Origin of the sequence: Anaerocolumna cellulosilytica, assembly GCF_014218335.1 — a bacterium.
Lineage (GTDB): Bacteria > Bacillota > Clostridia > Lachnospirales > Lachnospiraceae > Anaerocolumna > Anaerocolumna cellulosilytica.
On sequence record NZ_AP023367.1, the window covers coordinates 4498928 to 4517817 of the forward strand.

Sequence of the window (18890 nt, forward strand, 5' to 3'; positions counted from 1 at the left end):
ATATCAACCTCTTTGTTGTTTTAAAACAGCAGGTAGTGTGGATTCAGAAAAGAAAGACAGCATGCCTGTACTGTAAAACAGTTCTTCATACCTTTCAGCCTGTTCATCTAAAGGAGTTTGTTTCGTTTTAAATGTAGATTCAAGCATGGTCAGAGCTTGTTGTAATTGCACAGATTCGGGATCTACATTTCGTTCTCTGAGATTTTTTTCAAGTTCCTTCACAGCTCTGTAGGGCTCAACAAAGCCTTTTTGATATTCTTCTTCAATATCATTATTGTTTTTAGTACATATAGCAGTTGCAATACACTTTGTTATAAAATCTAGTTTACGTTCCTTCCAGCTTGACTCAAAAAGATTGGTGAATTTTTCAATATCCTCTTCAATACTGAACGAATAAACATCAATTTTAGAAGCGTTTTCCTTTGTAAGCTTTTTTAAAATACCTTTAGGACCAAACTCTATAACTACCGTTACATCCTGATTTTCCAAATACTCCATTGACTCCTGCCATCTTACCGGACTTATCATCTGAGCGGTCATATGTTCGACAATATCGTCTTCATATCTGTAAGGTAGTGCCGATACATTTGATATAATAGGCCATCTAGGTATCTTGAACTCACAATCCTCCAAAACCCTCTCCATCTTTATAGCTGCACTTTTCATCAAAGGGCTGTGAAAAGGTGCACTAACTTTGAGAGGTACTGCGTTCATACCCATACTCAAAACTTTAGCTTCAACACGACTTACCGCTTCCGCATGACCCGAAATTACCAGTTCATTTGGGGAGTTGTAGTTAGAAATAACTACCGACTCGTCACCGATTGACTCCTTCGTACACTCTCTTTCAATAAAAGTGCTGTCAATGTCATTTCTTTTAATAGCCAACATCTTGCCAGTACTTCCGTTTATCGCTTCCTGCATAAATTTTCCACGTTGGTGTACAACCTTTATTGCTTCTGCAAAGGGAATAGCTTCCGCACATGTCAGGGCTACATACTCACCAAGAGAGTGTCCGGCCAGATATTTTGGTGCAAACTGGAACTTGTCCATAAAAAACCTAAACATAATATAGCTTACAGTTAAAATTGCTGGTTGTGCATTCTCAGTAAGTGATAATTCATTTATATCCCCGTTAAAGCACATTTCTTTCAAATCAAACCCCAGCGCATTATTTGCTTCTTCAAAAATTTCCTTTGCTGGGGAGTAGTTATCATAGAAATACTTACCCATACCTATAAATTGAGTTCCCTGTCCCGGAAAAAGAAATGCTGTATTCATAAGATACCTCCAAATTTTAAAATTGATTATTTTTAATATGTAAAGTTGATTTTCTAATAGACTAAATATACATTTATTTTTATTGGTCTGTATCAAGTCTTGGCGGCAGTTTTGTTGCGGACTGTCCAGCATTTTTTTCAAAAAGTTTTTTCATAGCCTGCTCGATATCCAATTTATCGTCCATCATTTCATCTAGAACATCTATTATATCTTCCTTAACCTCATTAAGTAGCCTATTGTCATTTGCTTCCGTCTTTGGTTCTTTTGACACTATATACGCTGCTAGTTCTCTTATTGTATGGTACTTAAATAAATCTGTTACGGTTAAATCCATCTCAAACTCATGACTTATTTTTGAATGGATTTGAACTACAAGGAATGAATCACCACCCACATCAAAAAAACTATCATTTACACTTATTTCCCTCGTGCCAAGAATACTAAACCATATTTCTGCGATTTTCCTTTCCACTATGCTAGCTGGAGGCTCTAAATGCGTTTGAATTTCTGCTGTTTTAGGATCTGGTAGGGCATTCTTATCTATCTTACCATTTGGGGTAATGGGCATCTCGTCAAGTTGCATTATAATTGACGGAATCATATATACTGGAAGCTTCTTACGCAGGTAATCCTTTAAGTCATCCGTATTTACTTTTGCAGTGCTGGTATAATAACATGCCAGTTGGTTAGATTCTCCATACTTTTTAGAAACTACTGCTACGGCATCTACCTCTCCTTTTTTTAGTAATATATTTTCAATCTCTCCTAATTCTATTCTGTAGCCTCTAACCTTCACCAGCCCATCTTTTCTTCCAAGAAATTCTATATTTCCGTCTTCCATGTATCTTCCAAAATCCCCTGTTTTATATACTACCGAGCCATCGTCCCAAGTAGTGAAGAATGAAGCGGTCTTTTCAGTATCATTATGGTATCCTCTGGTCACATTAATTCCTTTAACATAAATTTCTCCTGTAATTCCTATATCACATAACTTTTTAGCACCATCCAAAATTAAAATAGTATTTCCCGCTACAGGTTTTCCAATCGGTAAAGTCTGAAGATTGTCCAGATTATCTCCTATATGATAGCTTGTTATCCAAATTGTCGCTTCAGTTGGTCCATACATATTTGTTATATCTGCATTACGGAAAAATTTCCTTATTTCTTTTGCCAGTTGAATGCCCCATGCCTCTCCTCCAATCATAATATGTCTCATTGAATTAAAGCACGATAGCCGTCCCTGTTCAGTGTCGCTGTCCAATGCTATAAGTAGTTGTGCCATCAGCGTTGGAACCGAATGCCATATATTTACCTGCTTATTGTTAATGAAGTCAAGTAATTTATGTGGATCTCGTAGTGTATTTAACGGCACAATGCACAATTTAGCTCCACTTAGCAATGCACCAAATATCTCAAACACTGATATGTCGAAACACACTGATGTTATTAGCATCATCGTATCTGATTGTGTCAGTTTAAACTCGTCTATACTCCACTTTAAATAATTCAAAACATTCTGCTGGGTAACCATGACTCCTTTTGGCAGTCCTGTAGATCCTGAAGTGTAAATAATATACATGAGATTGTCGATATAATTATCTTTTTTCTTATTTATACATATATCATTATTTCTTTCAATTGATTCAATACAGGTTTTTCCAGATTCACTCATGTATACAACCGTCTCCAAGCTGCATCCATCCTCAAGCAGAGCTGTTACTTTGTCACGTTGACTGCTCTCAGCTAAAATAATCTTAGCACCGCTACTTTTCACAATATAACTAATCCTTTCGGAAGGATAATCAGGATCAAGCGGTACATAACATGTCCCTGCTTTTAGTATCCCAAGCAAACCAGAAATCAGATTTAAATTTCTACCACATATAATACCAATTGGAACATCTGTCACAGCACCATTATCCTTGAGGACTTTTCCTAATGTATCTGCTCTATCATTCAACTCTATATTTGTCAGATACTGTCCCTCATATTCTACTGAAATATTATCTGGGTTTAGCAGCATCCTCTCCTCAATCAGCTCGCACAATCCTTTGTTAAAGGTGTAATTGATATGATTAGTATATTTGTGTAACAGATCATTTTTGTAATTGCAATCAAGTATTTCTATATTCGCCAAGTCAATACAACTATCCCTAACCATATGATTAACAATATTCATAAAATTTCTTATAAACCGTTTTATTGTATCTGGCTTGAATAAATCAGTATTGAACTCAAATCTCAATGCAAGTGAACCGTTAGATTCTTTCGATAATAGACTCAATTCAAACTGACTTACACCTTCAATTTCTGGTGGAATATTATCATAGAACTGGAATACTGTATTGAACACTGTGTTTCTTGAAAGATCCCTCTCCGGATTAACTTTTGAAACAAGAGTTTCAAATGGATATCCTGAATTTTTATATGCATCCAAACTTTTTCTCTTTACTTCCTCTATAAGCTCATTTAGGTTGTGGATATCATTAAATTTCAACCTCATACAAAACATATTCACAAAAATCCCTAGCACTGCTTCTGCTTCTTCACTATCACGCATCGTGCCAGGTACTCCAATTATAATATCTTCATCTCCTGATATCTTTTCTAAAAAAAGAAAATATGTGGCAAGCAAAACTGTATGAAGAGTCGTATTGCATTTTCTTGATAATTTTTTTAATAAGTCAGTTTGTTCCTTGCCTATGCAAAAGTTTAATGAGCTTCCATTGTATGTTTGTATTACAGGTCTTTGATAATCCACTGGCAGATTCAACTGTGGAATCGGGTTGCATATCTCTTGGAGCCAATATTCCTCAATCTTCCTGAATTCATTTCCCTTTTCCCATTTTTCCCTCTGTTCCACCCAATTTACATATTGTATCTTGACGGGTTTTAAATTAGCACTATGTCCCTCCGTGTAGTGACAATATAAATCCATTAATTCTCTAAAAAATATGTCAATACCCCAGCCATCGATAATCAAGTGGTGGAAATTAAAATACAAACAGCAACGCGAACCAGATAACAAATAAATACAAGCTCGCATTAGCGGCTTGGACATATCAAAAACCGTATGATTCTGATTACCTAAGGTTTCATGAAGAATCTTTACTTCATTCTCATCCTTACTTAAGTCTATCACTGTAAAACTCATTAAATGACGGTCTAAGATGATTTGTTTTGGTATTCCGTTATCTTCAACGAAAATTGTCCTCAGCATCCAATGACGCTCTATAAGTTCATTTAATGCCCTGTTAAGAGCATCCATGTCTGGTCTTGTCTCCATGTACTGAGTTGAAGGAAGATTATATGCTACCATATCAGAATTAAGCTTTTGTAAAAACCAAATACGCTTTTGCGCATTAGACAAGTTATGCTTTATTATCCCATGCATCTGAGTGGGTTTATCAATTGTCATTTCCGTTTTTACTGCATGTTTTAGATACTCCGCCAATTGAAAAATTGTGAGATTCTCAAATAAATCGCTGATGTTTATTTTTTTTGTGATTGATTTATTTAACACATTCACTATATGTATAGCGAGGATAGAATCCCCTCCAAGTGTATAGAAATCATCATAAATATCAATTTCATCAAGCCCGAGTACTTCGCCCCATGCCTGTCCAACTAAAGCTTCACTAGCAGTATAATTACCTTCAGCCCTTCCTTTTAGAGTTATAAATCTTTTTTCTTGCAGGCTCTCAATCTGTTTTTTCCCACTATCCTTGATATCTGCTTTGGTTCTGCCATCATATTTAATTAAATTATTATTGGTATAGTTATTCAACTCATCAGGATTTAGTCTACCTACAATAATATTGCTTATACGTCTATTTATAACCTTGTTGAAAGCATCCACACCAGTCTGGTTATCCAGCATTTTAAAAAGCCCAGTATCTTTAAGACCATAATCGTATGCCATTCCAGTATCTGCCCATGGAGCCCAATTAATAGCCACTGTTCCTGGTACACTCTGGTTTCTATATCCTGCAAAAGCATCCAGGAAGGAGTTGGCAGCGGAATAATCACCTTGGCCTATGCCACCCATAATTGATGATACCGAAGAATACAACACAAAGAAATCCAGTTCATCCTGTCGTGTAAGCTTATGTAAAATGCAAGTTCCATCTATTTTCGGGGAAATGACACGGTTAAATGTGTTAAAATTCTTTGCTGCCAATATACCATCTCCTGCTACGCCTGCACAATGTACCACTCCATTTATACTTCCGAATAAAGATTTTATTTTACAAAGTGTTATATTAACTTCCTTTTCATTTGATATATCCGTCCCATATACTGATACATTAATACCCATCTCTTCCAAGCGCATAATTTCACGGATGGTATTTGCCACTTTAGTACTGTTTTCTTTGATGATGGTATTCCAATCTGTTCGCTTCGGAAGTCCGCTTCGTGAAATTAAGCATAGGTTTTTTGCATCTTTTGACGCAAGGTATGCGGCTATTTGTATGCCCAAACCTCCTGTTCCCCCCGTAATCACATAGCATCCATTTTGCTTTATTTGTATACCGCTGTCTTCTAGGTCTTCAATATTCATTTCATATAACTGTTCTATATACTTGTACCCTTCCCGAAATGCCACTTTATACGAAGTTCTCTTAGACATTATTTCATTAGCAATTGTCTTTTCATCTGTGGATTTATCAATATCAAGGCATCTGCATTTTATTGAACTATTTTCTTCCTGTATAGATTTTCCTAGTCCAAACAAAGCTGCACCGTATGGGTTTATGTACTCTTCATTACCAGTTACCGCCGCGGTATGATCTGAAACTAGGGCCAATTCTATATCCCTTGTTATTTTATGATTAATAATGGCCTTTGTAATAAAAAAAAGACTGTCTATACTTCTTTCTCTTTTACCAATTATGTTATCTGTTATGTCTAATGTGTTATCAAACAAATCCAACATAAAAACAATGTGGCTAAACTGATAACTTCTCAGCTGATCAAATAAAATATTATAGTTACTTTGTTTCAAATTTATGCTAAAGGTGTAGTCATCAATTTTTTGGTAGTTTTCACCTGCCTGTACTGTAATTACTTCTACTTTTTGCTGCTTAAGTTGCTTTATCAGCTTGTTGCAAAAGTTCGCATTGCTTTTAAAGAGTAAGACTGATTTTACAAAAGATTCTTCTCTAATGTTTTTATCTTGTATCCACTTTATTGCATGAAAAATCTTTGATTCCTTTTTCTTTGGAACCAAATCAACTTCCCTTACCCGCTTAACAGTATAATTTTTAACGAATGAAAAAACTTCACCTGAAAGCTTCGTAAGAACAATATCAAACTTTGCTGTTTCTCCAGTAGTATTTTCCAAATCATTTCTTTTAATAATGCTGTAAAATTTTTGTGGTATTCTATCATATATTCTGAGATTCTCATAAAAAAACGGGAGAAACGGTCCACTACCAACGTAAGTATTAGCCAAATTTACTGCACAGTCCATTAATGCCGGATGAACATAATATTGATTCATATCTTCACTGAATTGTTCTTTTAGTTCCATCAAAGCCAGAACCTCTCCATTTCCAACATATACCTGAGTAATATTATCCCATCTTGGTCCGACTTCTACAATCCTTGCATCACTTTCCTTATAGATACTCTTAAAATTTTCCATGCTACACCTATCCATTATTTCACTTATGTTTTGGTTAGAAACCTTTTCTCCATCAATAAATTTTATTCTACCATCTACATGTTTTACCCACGTATCATCGTCCTCACTATTCCTTGAGGAGACAGAAAATTCAGCGTACTCTTCTAAACCATATTTAATAATTGTATGAGCTTCCTTGTCCTTCCCCTTAACTACACTCATTGGTGTATAAAACAGGATATCCTGAAACTCGGGAATGCAGCCATTACGGCTTAAACCAAAAATTTGAAGTATCATTTCTATATATGTAGTGCCTGGAACAACATAAGACCCACTTACCTTGTGTTCTGATAGAATCCAATGGTCCTCCACACTAAATTTCGTCATATATATGTCTATGTTATGACTCTTAACGATATTGGAATGTACCAACTTATAGTTGCTTTTCCTGCCCTCTGTTATATCCATATCCGGCCAACAACATTTCTTTTCAAGAGGATACCCCGGAAGTATAATTGTTTTTGTATCAGCAGTCCTATATAGTTCCTCCCATGTCACTTTTGCACCACAAATATACAATATGCATATTTCTTTTAAAAGTTCTCCCTTTCTCTGTTCTAAATATTCCTTAATTATTCGATTGGCTTCGCAGCTTATTTCGCCAATCTCGGCCTGGGTCACTTCACCCTTTAGTTTATTTTGCTTTATATCAGGCACAGATTTGTGTCGGCCGTAATAAGCATTTTTCACTTCAACATTTGCTACACTCTTTGATTGTATTTCATTAAGAATATCTAGTAAATCTTCTATATTCTCAAACAAAATAGCCAGTCTGTTTTCATAGTGACCTCTACATGCATTTGATGTGAAGCACAAATCATCTAGTTCAATGCCTTTTCTTTTCGAAAGCAACTCATAATACTGTCCTACCAATCGGTCCAGCGCAATCACGCTTTTTGCCGACAAACAAAGTACTCTTTGTCTCTTTGATGTCGAATGTCTCTTCTCTTTTATTTCAGGCGCCTCTTCCAAAACTATATGACAATTTGTACCACTCAATCCAAAAGAACTTATTCCGCATCTACGGGGGAAATGGCCTTTCTCCCAGTTGGTCAGTCTGTCATTCACATAAACTGCTGATTGTTCAAAGTTAATTTTTTCATTCGGCAATCTAAAGTGCAAATGAGGCGTGATCTTTCGTTCATGTAGAGATAGTATGGACTTAATTAGTCCGGCTATCCCTGCTGCACTATCCAGATGTCCTAAATTTGATTTCACAGATCCCACTGCGCAAAATTGCTTTTTATCTGTATGCTTTCTAAAAGCTTCATTAATTGCCATTATTTCAATTGGGTCACCTAGTTTTGTCCCTGTTCCATGAGCTTCTATATAAGTTATTGATTCAGGATCCACACCGGCATCTTTCCACGCTCCTTCAATAACATTGGTTTGTGCTGAAGGATTCGGAGCCGTTATTCCTACAGAAGTCCCATCTTGGTTTATGCAGCTTCCTTTAATTACTGCATAAATTAAGTCCCCATCTTCAACCGCTTTACTCAAAGGCTTTAGTAAGACTGCCCCAGCTCCCTCACCCAAACCTGTTCCTTCAGAACTGTTATCAAATGTTCTTGCTTTTCCGTCATGAGACAATATACCCACACCGCTCTCCGCTTTTGTTTGAGGTTCAAGGTACAACTTTACCCCTCCGGCTATAGCCATTTCACATTCTCCTGCAATCAGAGATTTACATGCCAAATGGACAGCAACAAGCGAAGAGGAACAAGCTGTATTAACAAGCATACTTGGCCCTTTCATATCAAACAGGTATGCCAATCGGCTTGCAATAATAGACTTTATATTACCGGTAAGTGCCATTGGTATTGCAGCAGGGTCTACAATAGAAATAAGATTATTATATGAAAAATTGAAATCATCGCTAAAACCCACAAAGATTCCTGTATTTGATCCTTTCGCCCTGTTTCCGCCATATCCGCCGTTTTCTAATGCAGAAAGTGCACACTGAAGGAATAATCTTTGGTGGGGATCCATTAATTTTGCTTCACTAGGAGACATAGAAAACAACTCGTAATCAAACTCTTCAATTTCTTCCAAATATCCTGCTTTATTATAACTCTCATCTTGTTCTAACAGTATTCCTTTTTTTCTACATAAATCCTTATATTTTTTATAGAGACTGTCCCTTCTTTTAGGGAAAGATCTTATCATATCTTTCCCTGCGCATAGTTGATTCCAGAATGCTTCAATACTATCCGAACTGCCGAACTTTCCTCCAATACCTATGACTGCTATATCCTTTCTAGAAATTCGATTAAGCCTGTTATCATCTTCTGCGAGAATATCGCCTAAACCTATTGTATTTAATTTTATTCTTTTTAAATCCAACATATTTTCCTCCAAAACAGTCGCACTTTTAACCTATTTCATCTAATTAGAATCCATTCTCTTTTTTTACCTGTTTTTTATCCATGTTCATTTCAATCCTATTTTAATTATCAATTTCCATTAACTGTTCTGTAAGATTTATATAAGCATTCAAGATTTTACTTATCCCCTTATTTGCAAGAAGCCCATCATTGTAAGAGCAGGAAACCAATATAGCATCTTTTTTTTGACTCACGCCCATTACTATATCAAACAATCCAGCCAATTCAGTTCGCTGTCCACCATGTTCAATGATAATGGATGTTATTTCTCTACTTTGCTTTCTGCTATTCGACAATAAAATATCTTGTATCCGAATCCCTCCACTATGTAATCCTGCTATATATTTTTTCTTTACCTCTTCAACCAACTCCCAAAGTGTCTCTGTATTATTTAAATTAATGGATACCGGTATTATTTGGTTTGATTCAGAAAGGGTGTACACTGTTATCTCCTCCTGTCTGCTGACAATATGCAATACATAAATGAAGACTGCGCACTTATATACGAGCATAGTTATGTCATTTTTTTGCAGTTCTTGTTCAAGCTTATCCTTGACATCATCATTAATTTCTGCAAATAGGACAGATCCAGAATTTTCAACATTCTCATCTCTAAAATATTCTTCGGGAAGTACCACAGTTTTCAAAATTGTTTTTCTACCCTTGTCTGAAAGCTTCTCAGTAATAAAACTCGCAAGTCTAACAATAGATGGATGAGAAAACAAGTCAGCTACTGTCACTGAACCTGGAAATTTTTCTTCGATTTCAGAGTAAACTTGCACTATCTGGATTGAATTACCCCCAATGTCAAAAAAGCTCTCATTGATATCAACAAAATCTATTCCCAATACTTTGTTCCATATTTCCATCAGTACAATTTCAATATCATTCCCAGGCTTGACACTCATTTTAAGTTGTTGTGAATTACTATATCTAACAGGATCTGGTAATGCATTATAATCCACTTTTTTATTGGGTGTCAGTGGAATCTCCTTCAATTTTACAAATACCGACGGAACCATATAATATGGGAGCGAAACTGAAAGAAATTTCCTTAGTATGGTTACGGATATCTCCGCATCTCCTATATAATATCCTACGATGTACCCTTCTCCCTTTTTATTCTCACCACTACCATTTTTTAGAACAACTACAGCATCTGCTATTTTTTCGTAACTTTGCATACACCGTTCTATTTCCTCAAGTTCAATCCTGTAACCATTCAGTTTTACCTGTCTGTCATTTCTTCCCCTAATTTCAATATAACCATCACTATTCCATCTTGCTAAATCACCTGTCTTATACATTACTTCTCCTGAATTGAAGGGGTCTTGAACAAATCTGGCCAGTGTCAATTCTGGCTTATTTAAATAGCCTCTAGAGACCCCCTCTCCTGCAATATACATCTCTCCCCAAATACCAGATGGCAAAGGTCTCTGTTCTTTGTCCAAAATCAATATCTGCGTTTTCAGTATGGGTTTTCCGATATCAACGCTATCACATTTCGATAAGTTCCTTACTGTAGACCATATTGTAGTTTCTGTAGGTCCGTACATGTTGTATATCTTACCTTTATACAACGAACGAAGCTTTACCAGAAGACTATCATGAAGCACTTCACCTCCAATCATTATTTCGGTGAGGTTCTCGAGCCATTCGCTGCTTCCCTTATGTGACAAAAGCATCTTTAAAGTAGTTGGAGTAGCTTGCATTATACTTATTCCATTTTCGCAAATGATTCTTTTAATAGCACTAGGATCCCGCTGCTGCATTTCATCTGCTATAACTAATGTTTGTCCCTTTAGTAGAGGCATTAGTGTTTCGAGAATAAAAATATCAAATGATATCGTAGTTAAAGCCAGTATTTTTTTTGAACTTGAAAAGTCAATGAGCTCTGATATAGCATAAATAAAATTCAAAAGAGCTTTCCTCTCAATCATAACCCCCTTGGGATTTCCTGTTGAACCTGATGTATATATTACATAAGCTAAATCATGATTGCTTACATCTACTTCCTCTAAAACATTGTACGATTTACCTATTTCATATTCCTTGCTGATAATGTTTATATCAAATACAGCTCCTTTAAATTCAATACTGTTAATATGTTCTTTTTCACCTAGCAAGAAATTTGTCCCACAATCATCCAGTACATATCGAATTCTTTGTACTGGAAACTTAGGATCTATTGGTAGAAAAGCAGCTCCACACTTTAATATTCCCATTATTCCAACCAGCATATTAAATGAACGCCCTACCAGCAGCCCAACAACCATTTCTTTTCCAACCCCGTGTTTTTTTAGATAATGAGCTACACTATCCGACTTTCTGTCTAATTCGCGGTAAGAAATGCCGGTGCCATTTAATACAGCACATTCCTTATCTGGTATTTTACTCACTTGTGTTTTAAACAAATTAATCAATGAAGAATCTTTGGGACTTTCATAACTCATTTGATTATATTGTTCTATAACTTCTGCTTTATCCTTGTCATCCATAATTTCAATATTGTCAATACAAATATGAGGATTTCTTACTACCTGCTTAGCTATATTGATAAAATGTCTGCTCATCTGCCTTATAGTCCCAACTTTGAAAAGTTTTGTACAAAATTCCATGCTAAACAGTATTTTATTATTATCTACAAAGGCTTGCAGAGTAAGGTCAAATTGTGATGCACCTTTATCATATTCTATTGGTGTAAATATTAAATCAAAAGCCTTCATCTCAGGCCTCTCAAAGTTACTCATTGAGAACATGACATCGAATAACGGATTACGTCCCAAGTCTCGCTTCATATCAAGTTTGTTGATGAGTTCTTCAAATTGATAGTAACGGTTCTCGTACGCTTTGAGGAAATTCTCTTTAACCTCTGACAAAAATTCATCAAAGCTTTTATCTTTACACGGATAATTTCTTAAAGGCAGCATATTTATAAATGACCCTATCAGTTCTTTCAGATCCGGATGCTCTCTTCCCTGAATTGGCGTTCCAATAATTATATCTTCCTGCCCCGAGTACTCCATTAATAAAATATAAAAAATAGAAATAAGTACTACAAAATGTGTAGTCTTAGCATCAACCACCATTTTACCGATTTCAAACGACAATTCTTCATCAAATGAAAATGAAATAACACTTCCTTCGAAATTCTGTACAGTCGGACGTGCGAAATCAACAGGCAAATCAAGCACCGGTGCATTTCCTCCATAAAGCCCTAACCAATAATTTTCCTGTTCCTTTATGAAGTTTGAATTCATACTGTTTTTCTGCCATTCTGAATATTCCTTGTACTGTATAGTCAATTCAGGCAGTCTAACACCTTCATACAAACTGCATAATTCTTCTACCAAAATTTTAAGAGAAGTAGCATCTGAAATAATATGGTGCATATCAAACATTAGTATATGCTCATTTTCACTCAATCTCACAACTTCAACTCTTAGTAACGCTGGCTGTGTCAAGTCAAAAGGTTTAACAAACTGTATGAAGAGTCTTTGTATGTCACCAGTGATTCCATCCGAAAAACAGAATGGGTTGTTCACATTCTCATGTATCTTTTGAACTATTTCACCATTTATAATGTGAAAAGAAGTTCTTAATATTTCATGCCTTTTTATGAGTTCAAAGAGTGCAGCCTGCAACTTGTCAGTATCCAAACTTCCCATGACCCTAAACACAGACGGAAGATTATAACTCAAGCCTGCGCTTTCAAGCTTATTAAGAATATATAGTCTCTTTTGCCCTGATGAGGCAGGATAATATTCTTTCTTTTCCACAAATCTTATTATTTCCAAATTTGATTGTTGTTTTTGCTGTACTAGCTCTGCCAACTCGTCAATCCTGCTGTGGGTGAATATATCCGTTAATGCAATATCGATATCAAGTTCCTTACGTAGTCTATATATCATATTGATAGCTTTGATTGAGTGTCCACCCATTTCAAAGAAATCATCACCAGAATTTACTCTTTCTACACTCAGTAGTTCCTTCCATACCTCCACTAATATCATGGCATATGACGTCATAGGTTTATATTCATTTTTTTGTGTGTTATCTATTATTAACTTGCTTATATCCATAGATGACAGCTTAATTCTGTCAATCTTCCTATTAGGCGTCAACGGAAGCATATCAAGCTGGATAAAGGTTGATGGAACCATGTAAAACGGTAATTTTGAAGCCAGTAATTCACGTATGCTTTGTACATTCACGTCTTTATCGGATACTAAGAATGCACACAGAAACTTATTCCCCTCATTATCCACTTTGGCAACAACAACAGCTTCACTGATACCACTATATTTTAATAATGTATCTTCAATTTCACTTAACTCAATCCTATATCCACGTACCTTTACTTGATTGTCAGAACGGCCCAAATATTCGATTTCTCCATTTTCTAATAATCTGGCCACATCTCCTGTGCGGTAAATTATATTTCCTGCATCTTGCTTAAACGGATTGGAAATAAACTTCTCACTGGTTTCTGGTGTATTATTTATATAGCCTTTAGCTACACATTCTCCCCCAATAGCAATTTCTCCGGGCACTCCAAGAGGCTGAAGCTGCATATTCTCGTTTATTATATACACTTCTGCATCGGGTAATGGCACACCTATCGTAACCTTATTTTCACCTGACAAGTCCTTGAATGTTGTCCAAACCGTAGCTTCAGTTGGACCATAAAAATTATAAATTCTTCCATTATACTTTCTCTTCAAACGGGTAAACACGCTCTCTGGTAATGCTTCTCCTCCTACAATCATATGCTTGATTCTACACCAAACAGCATCATTTGCACTATTCTCCAACAGTATATTTAGTCGTGATGGTGTAAAATGTACAAAGTCAACATTTTTTTCAATGATTATCCTCACTAGTGTATCAAAATCCTGCTGTTCTTGGTCTGTCGTAATAATAACTGCAGCCCCGCAGGAAAGTGGAAACATTAGTTCCGAAATTGATAAATCAAAAGAAATAGAGGCTAGGGCTAAAAACGTACCATTTTCTCCATAATTGATTGAAAGTTTCATAGCTTGTACAAAATTAACAAGATTTTTATGGTCAACCAAAACTCCTTTGGGTTTACCTGTAGACCCTGAAGTAAAAATAAGATAAGCAAGGTTGTCAGGTAAAACCTTAACCTGCTGTATATCATTCGCATCTATATAATTTCTGTTGTCAGAAAGATTTACGACTACACACTTTGTATTTGATAAATCAAATCTTTCTATCATGGTCCTGCTCAATAGTAAAAGCTTTGCACTACTCTCGTTCAGTACATACTCTACCCTTTCCTGAGGATAATGCGGATCGATAGGCAGGTACACTGCTCCTGTTTTCAGTATTGAAATTATACCAACCATCATTTCTACTGACCGTTCCACCAACAGTCCACATATTTCTCCTAATCTAAGACCGTTTTCCTGTAAACTGCCAGATAACTGACCAGATCGTAAATCCAATTGCTTGTATGTTAAACTACAATTACCACATACTACTGCAGTATTATTTGGATAGTTTTCTACCTGTTGCTTAAATAGTTCAATAAAAGTTTTATCTTGAGGAATCCAACACTGAAAACGATTAAATTCGTATAAAATTTTTTGCTTCTCATACTCTGACGTTATCTCCACATCAGCCAATCTGGAGTCTGGTTTTTTCAATATCTGGTTAAGAATATGAATATACATATCTTGAAATCTTTTTATAGTAGAATCTTTAAAGAGCTTTGTACAGTACTCAAATTCCATTGTCAGTATGTTTCCTTCTTCTCTGCCCTGCAGCTTTAAATCGACCTGTGAAGTCTCATGTACAAAACCATACTCACTGATATTAAATGGAAGACTGCTAACCTGTGCTTTTTTCATATTATGAAAAACAAACATAGTATCAAATATAGCATTCCTACTACTATCCCTCTTTGTTACCACTTTTTCCACCAAGTCTTCAAACTGGTAGTCCTGATTCTGAAAAGCATCTATAACTTCTTTTTGAGTATTCTGCAAGAGCATTCTAAAGCTATTTGCTTTATCAATATTTGTGCGAAGAGCCAAGTAATTTGCAAAATTACCTATTACAGACTGTAAGTCTGCATGATTCCTTCCTGCTGTAGCTGTACCTATTATAATGTCATTCTGACTAGTAATCTTATGTAAAAATAGGCTATATGCCGATAGTAGGATAATAAAAGTTGTGACTCCCTCTCGAACTGCCAGCTCTTTTATTTGCAAGGTCAATGCACTATCTATTTCAAAACTTGTACGAAAACCTTCAAAACTTTGCATACCAGCTCTGCTATAGTCATAGGGTAAATTCAGAACCGCTATCTCTCCCTTAAATTTTTCCATCCAGTATCGCTCCTGATTTGCTACCCTTGCCCGAATACTTTCACTGTTTTGCCAGTTTACATAATCTTTGTAAGATACCTTAGTTGATTCTAGTTCCGCTCCTGAATAAATATCTGCAAATTCATTAATAAAAATTTCCATAGACATTCCATCAGATATAATATGATGCATATCTACACACAATATATAACTCAAGTCCCCTATTCTTATTAGGCATACACGCAGCAGGCAAGGTTTGCCTAAATCAAAAGGTTGTAAAAATGAAGTTACAATTTTCTGTGCACTGTCTTCGCTTTGTTCATAGTATTCCATCTTGAAGCAAACATCGTCATAAATTTTTTGACATGGCTCTGTACCATTATGTTCAAAAGACGTTCGTAAACTTTCATGCCTTTGAATAATTTTATTAATGGCTGATTCTAGCTTTCTTGTATCCAATTTTCCTTCCAGCTTTACTACGAAAGGCATATTATATGCTGTGCTTTCAGGCTCAAGATTCTGTATTATATAAACTCTCTTCTGAGCAGAAGACAATGGGTAGTAATCCTTTTTCTGTACTGGTTCTATAAGCAAGTAATCTTCTCTTTTTGCATTCCTGAGGTATATTCCAATGTTACGTATTGTTTTTTGCTTGATAAAATCCATCAGGGATATATCCAGATCAAATTCCTTCTTTATCCTCTCCACCAATACAATGGCATTTAATGAATGACCTCCAATTTCAAAAAAACTACCTATCACACTTATATCGTCTTTATCTCTTTGTAATACATCAACCCATAAATCCAACAATCTCTCTTCAGTACGGTTCTCTGGTTTTACCACACCTGCACATTCCTTCATGGCCAACTTCTCCAGTGACTTCTTATCAACCTTTCCATGAGATGTCAAAGGAATTTTATCAACCTGAACTATGAAAGCCGGAACCATATAAAATGGTAGTTTCTCTTCCAAATATTTTTTAATATTTGAGATACAAAGTACGGTATCTGATACTACAAATGCGTATAAACATTTACCTTCTTTAGAATCCTCACCTATAATTGCTATCGTATCATTAACATTCGCATATTCCCTTAATCTTGCTTCGATTTCACCAAGCTCAATTCTGAATCCTCGGATTTTTACTTGATTATCTACCCTGCCCAGGAATTTAATGTTTCCATCATCCGTATATTTTACTCTATCTCCTGTCTTATATATTTTACTTCCTGGGAATATTGGATTATCTATGAAAAGCGTAGAATTCAGTTCCTGATTGTTTAGATATCCCCTTGATAAACCTTTTCCAGAAAGATATAACTCTCCTGGTAATCCTATAGGCATTAATCTTCCTTCTTTGTTGAGAATAAGGCATTGAACATTGTCAATGGGTTTACCTATAAGCACTTCCGTCCGGTTTTTATCGAATTCGTAAACAGTGCTGCAAACACTATTTTCTGTAGGTCCATATTCATTGCATAACCTGACCTTGTCAAGCCTATTAAAGTGCTCTATCACCAGGTCAGAAGAGAAATCCTCTCCCGCAACAGTAATAACTCTAAGTTTTTTGAGGTGTTCGTAAACTTCTTTCATTAGGACCTTGTAATACGCCGGTGTAACAAGGAAATGAGTAATAGGATTCATTGTAAGAACCTGTTTTATACAATTTAAGTTAAGCTTGTTTTCTTCCTCAATCATTATGACAGTTGAACCCGAGACCAACGGTGTAAAAATATCTTCAACCGAACTGTCAAAGGAAAAAGAAGGAATTTGAAGTATAGAGTCCTCCTCATCAAAAGCATAAAACTTTTTACGCCAAAGAATAGTATTGGCAATTGACTCATGCTCTATAAGTACCGCTTTGGGCTTTCCTGTTGAACCTGATGTATATATCATATAAGCTAAATTTTGCGGGTTGCTTATTTCATTCTTATGCTGCATTCTAGGAATTTTAGATGCTTCCGGAACATCAAGTATTGTTCCATTTAAATCCAGTGAATATACAGTAGGCGAAGTAACCATAATAATTTCTGCTCCACTGTCTTTTAACATAAATTCCAGTCTTTCTTTTGGCAAATCAGGGCTTATTACTACAAAACAGCCTCCGGCTTTCAAAATGCCCAACATGGATATTACCGTTTCAATACAACGCTCACCTATAATTCCTACAACTGTATCCGGTCTACATCCTTTGTCTACCAAAAGTTTGGACATATACTCAGACTTTTCAGATATTTCTATGTAGCTTATGCTTTTTTCCACCCCGTGTTTGTATGTAATAAATTTTATCGCAGTACAATCCGGAGTTCTCGCAGCCTGTTCCTCAAACAACCTATTCAGCGTAAGTTGTGTTGGTCTCACTTTAGCTGTATTATTTATATGATGAAGTATGTAATTTCTTTCCTCTTCATCCGCTATTTCAATATCAGCTATCTTCATTTCCATATTATTTAACATTTGCTTTAAAATAGTAGTAAAGCATTTGGAAATCTTACCGATTGATTTATGATTGTAAAGTTTTGAGTTGTAAATTATTTCAAAGCATAAGTTTTCGCTATCCTTTTTTAAGACAAAAGCAATATCATTCTTACAATTTCCGGAATTGAGGTTTTTTATATAGTCCCGGTTGTGTATACTATCCATCAAGAACAAATATTTTAAAGGTCTCTGTGTATCAGCGCCGTATAGCTTGCTCAACACCTTATCTACAGGGTAAAACTGATACTTATAGCCTTCTACAACTGTCTGTTTTGTTATATCCAGAAATTGTCTCACACTAATTCCATCTTCTATCTGATCTCTGAATAGAACCCACTCGTTAAGTTCACTATGGGTTTTAAGATAAACTGGAGACGCAACTACGATATCCTTTTCCCCTGTTAACTTGTAAAGCAATACTTTCAGACATTCCAATACTAGTACAAAAATAGCAATATCATTATTTCTGGACATTTGAAGTAATATTCTGCAAATGTTATCATCCAGAATTGTATCCAATCTATTTTCACTGTAACTTTCACATACCGGATAATCGGAAAATAATTCCATTGAAAATGTACACTCTTTTAACTTCTTTGTCCAATACTCTCGTGCTTCTTCGAATTCACTCAAATCGCTTAAGATATTTTTATCCATAATCCCACCCTTACTTATATCCTTCCGGTACTCATTGTAATGATACACTTTGTTGAACTCCAGCATTTG

Annotated in this window: 3 protein-coding genes; all 3 read right to left on the reverse strand. The window is 35.6% G+C overall.

Annotated elements, in window-relative coordinates:
- Nucleotides 1-3 precede the first annotated feature (3 nt).
- The 3 genes from fabD to acsn021_RS18690 all read right to left on the reverse strand — a co-directional run bounded on the left by fabD (nucleotide 4) and on the right by acsn021_RS18690 (nucleotide 18821).
- Nucleotides 4-1281, reverse strand: a complete 1278-nt coding sequence (gene fabD, locus acsn021_RS18680; protein WP_184091629.1) for an ACP S-malonyltransferase — start codon at nucleotides 1279-1281, stop codon at nucleotides 4-6.
- Between the two features lie 79 nt (nucleotides 1282-1360).
- Entirely contained in the window at nucleotides 1361-9313 is a 7953-nt protein-coding gene (locus tag acsn021_RS18685) for a non-ribosomal peptide synthetase (protein ID WP_184091627.1), read from the reverse strand.
- 100 nt (nucleotides 9314-9413) lie between these two features.
- Nucleotides 9414-18821 carry a non-ribosomal peptide synthetase gene (locus acsn021_RS18690; RefSeq protein WP_184091625.1) on the reverse strand — a complete coding sequence of 3136 codons (9408 nt, stop codon included), beginning with the start codon at nucleotides 18819-18821 and terminating at the stop codon, nucleotides 9414-9416.
- Nucleotides 18822-18890: the final 69 nt, after the last annotated feature.

Coding starts and splice junctions, on each gene's coding strand:
- acsn021_RS18685 (WP_184091627.1), bottom strand. CDS start 9,313: ATGTTGGATTTAAAAAGAATAAAATTAAATACAATAGGTTTAGGCGAT.
- acsn021_RS18690 (WP_184091625.1), bottom strand. CDS start 18,821: ATGGATAAAAATATCTTAAGCGATTTGAGTGAATTCGAAGAAGCACGA.
- fabD (WP_184091629.1), bottom strand. CDS start 1,281: ATGAATACAGCATTTCTTTTTCCGGGACAGGGAACTCAATTTATAGGT.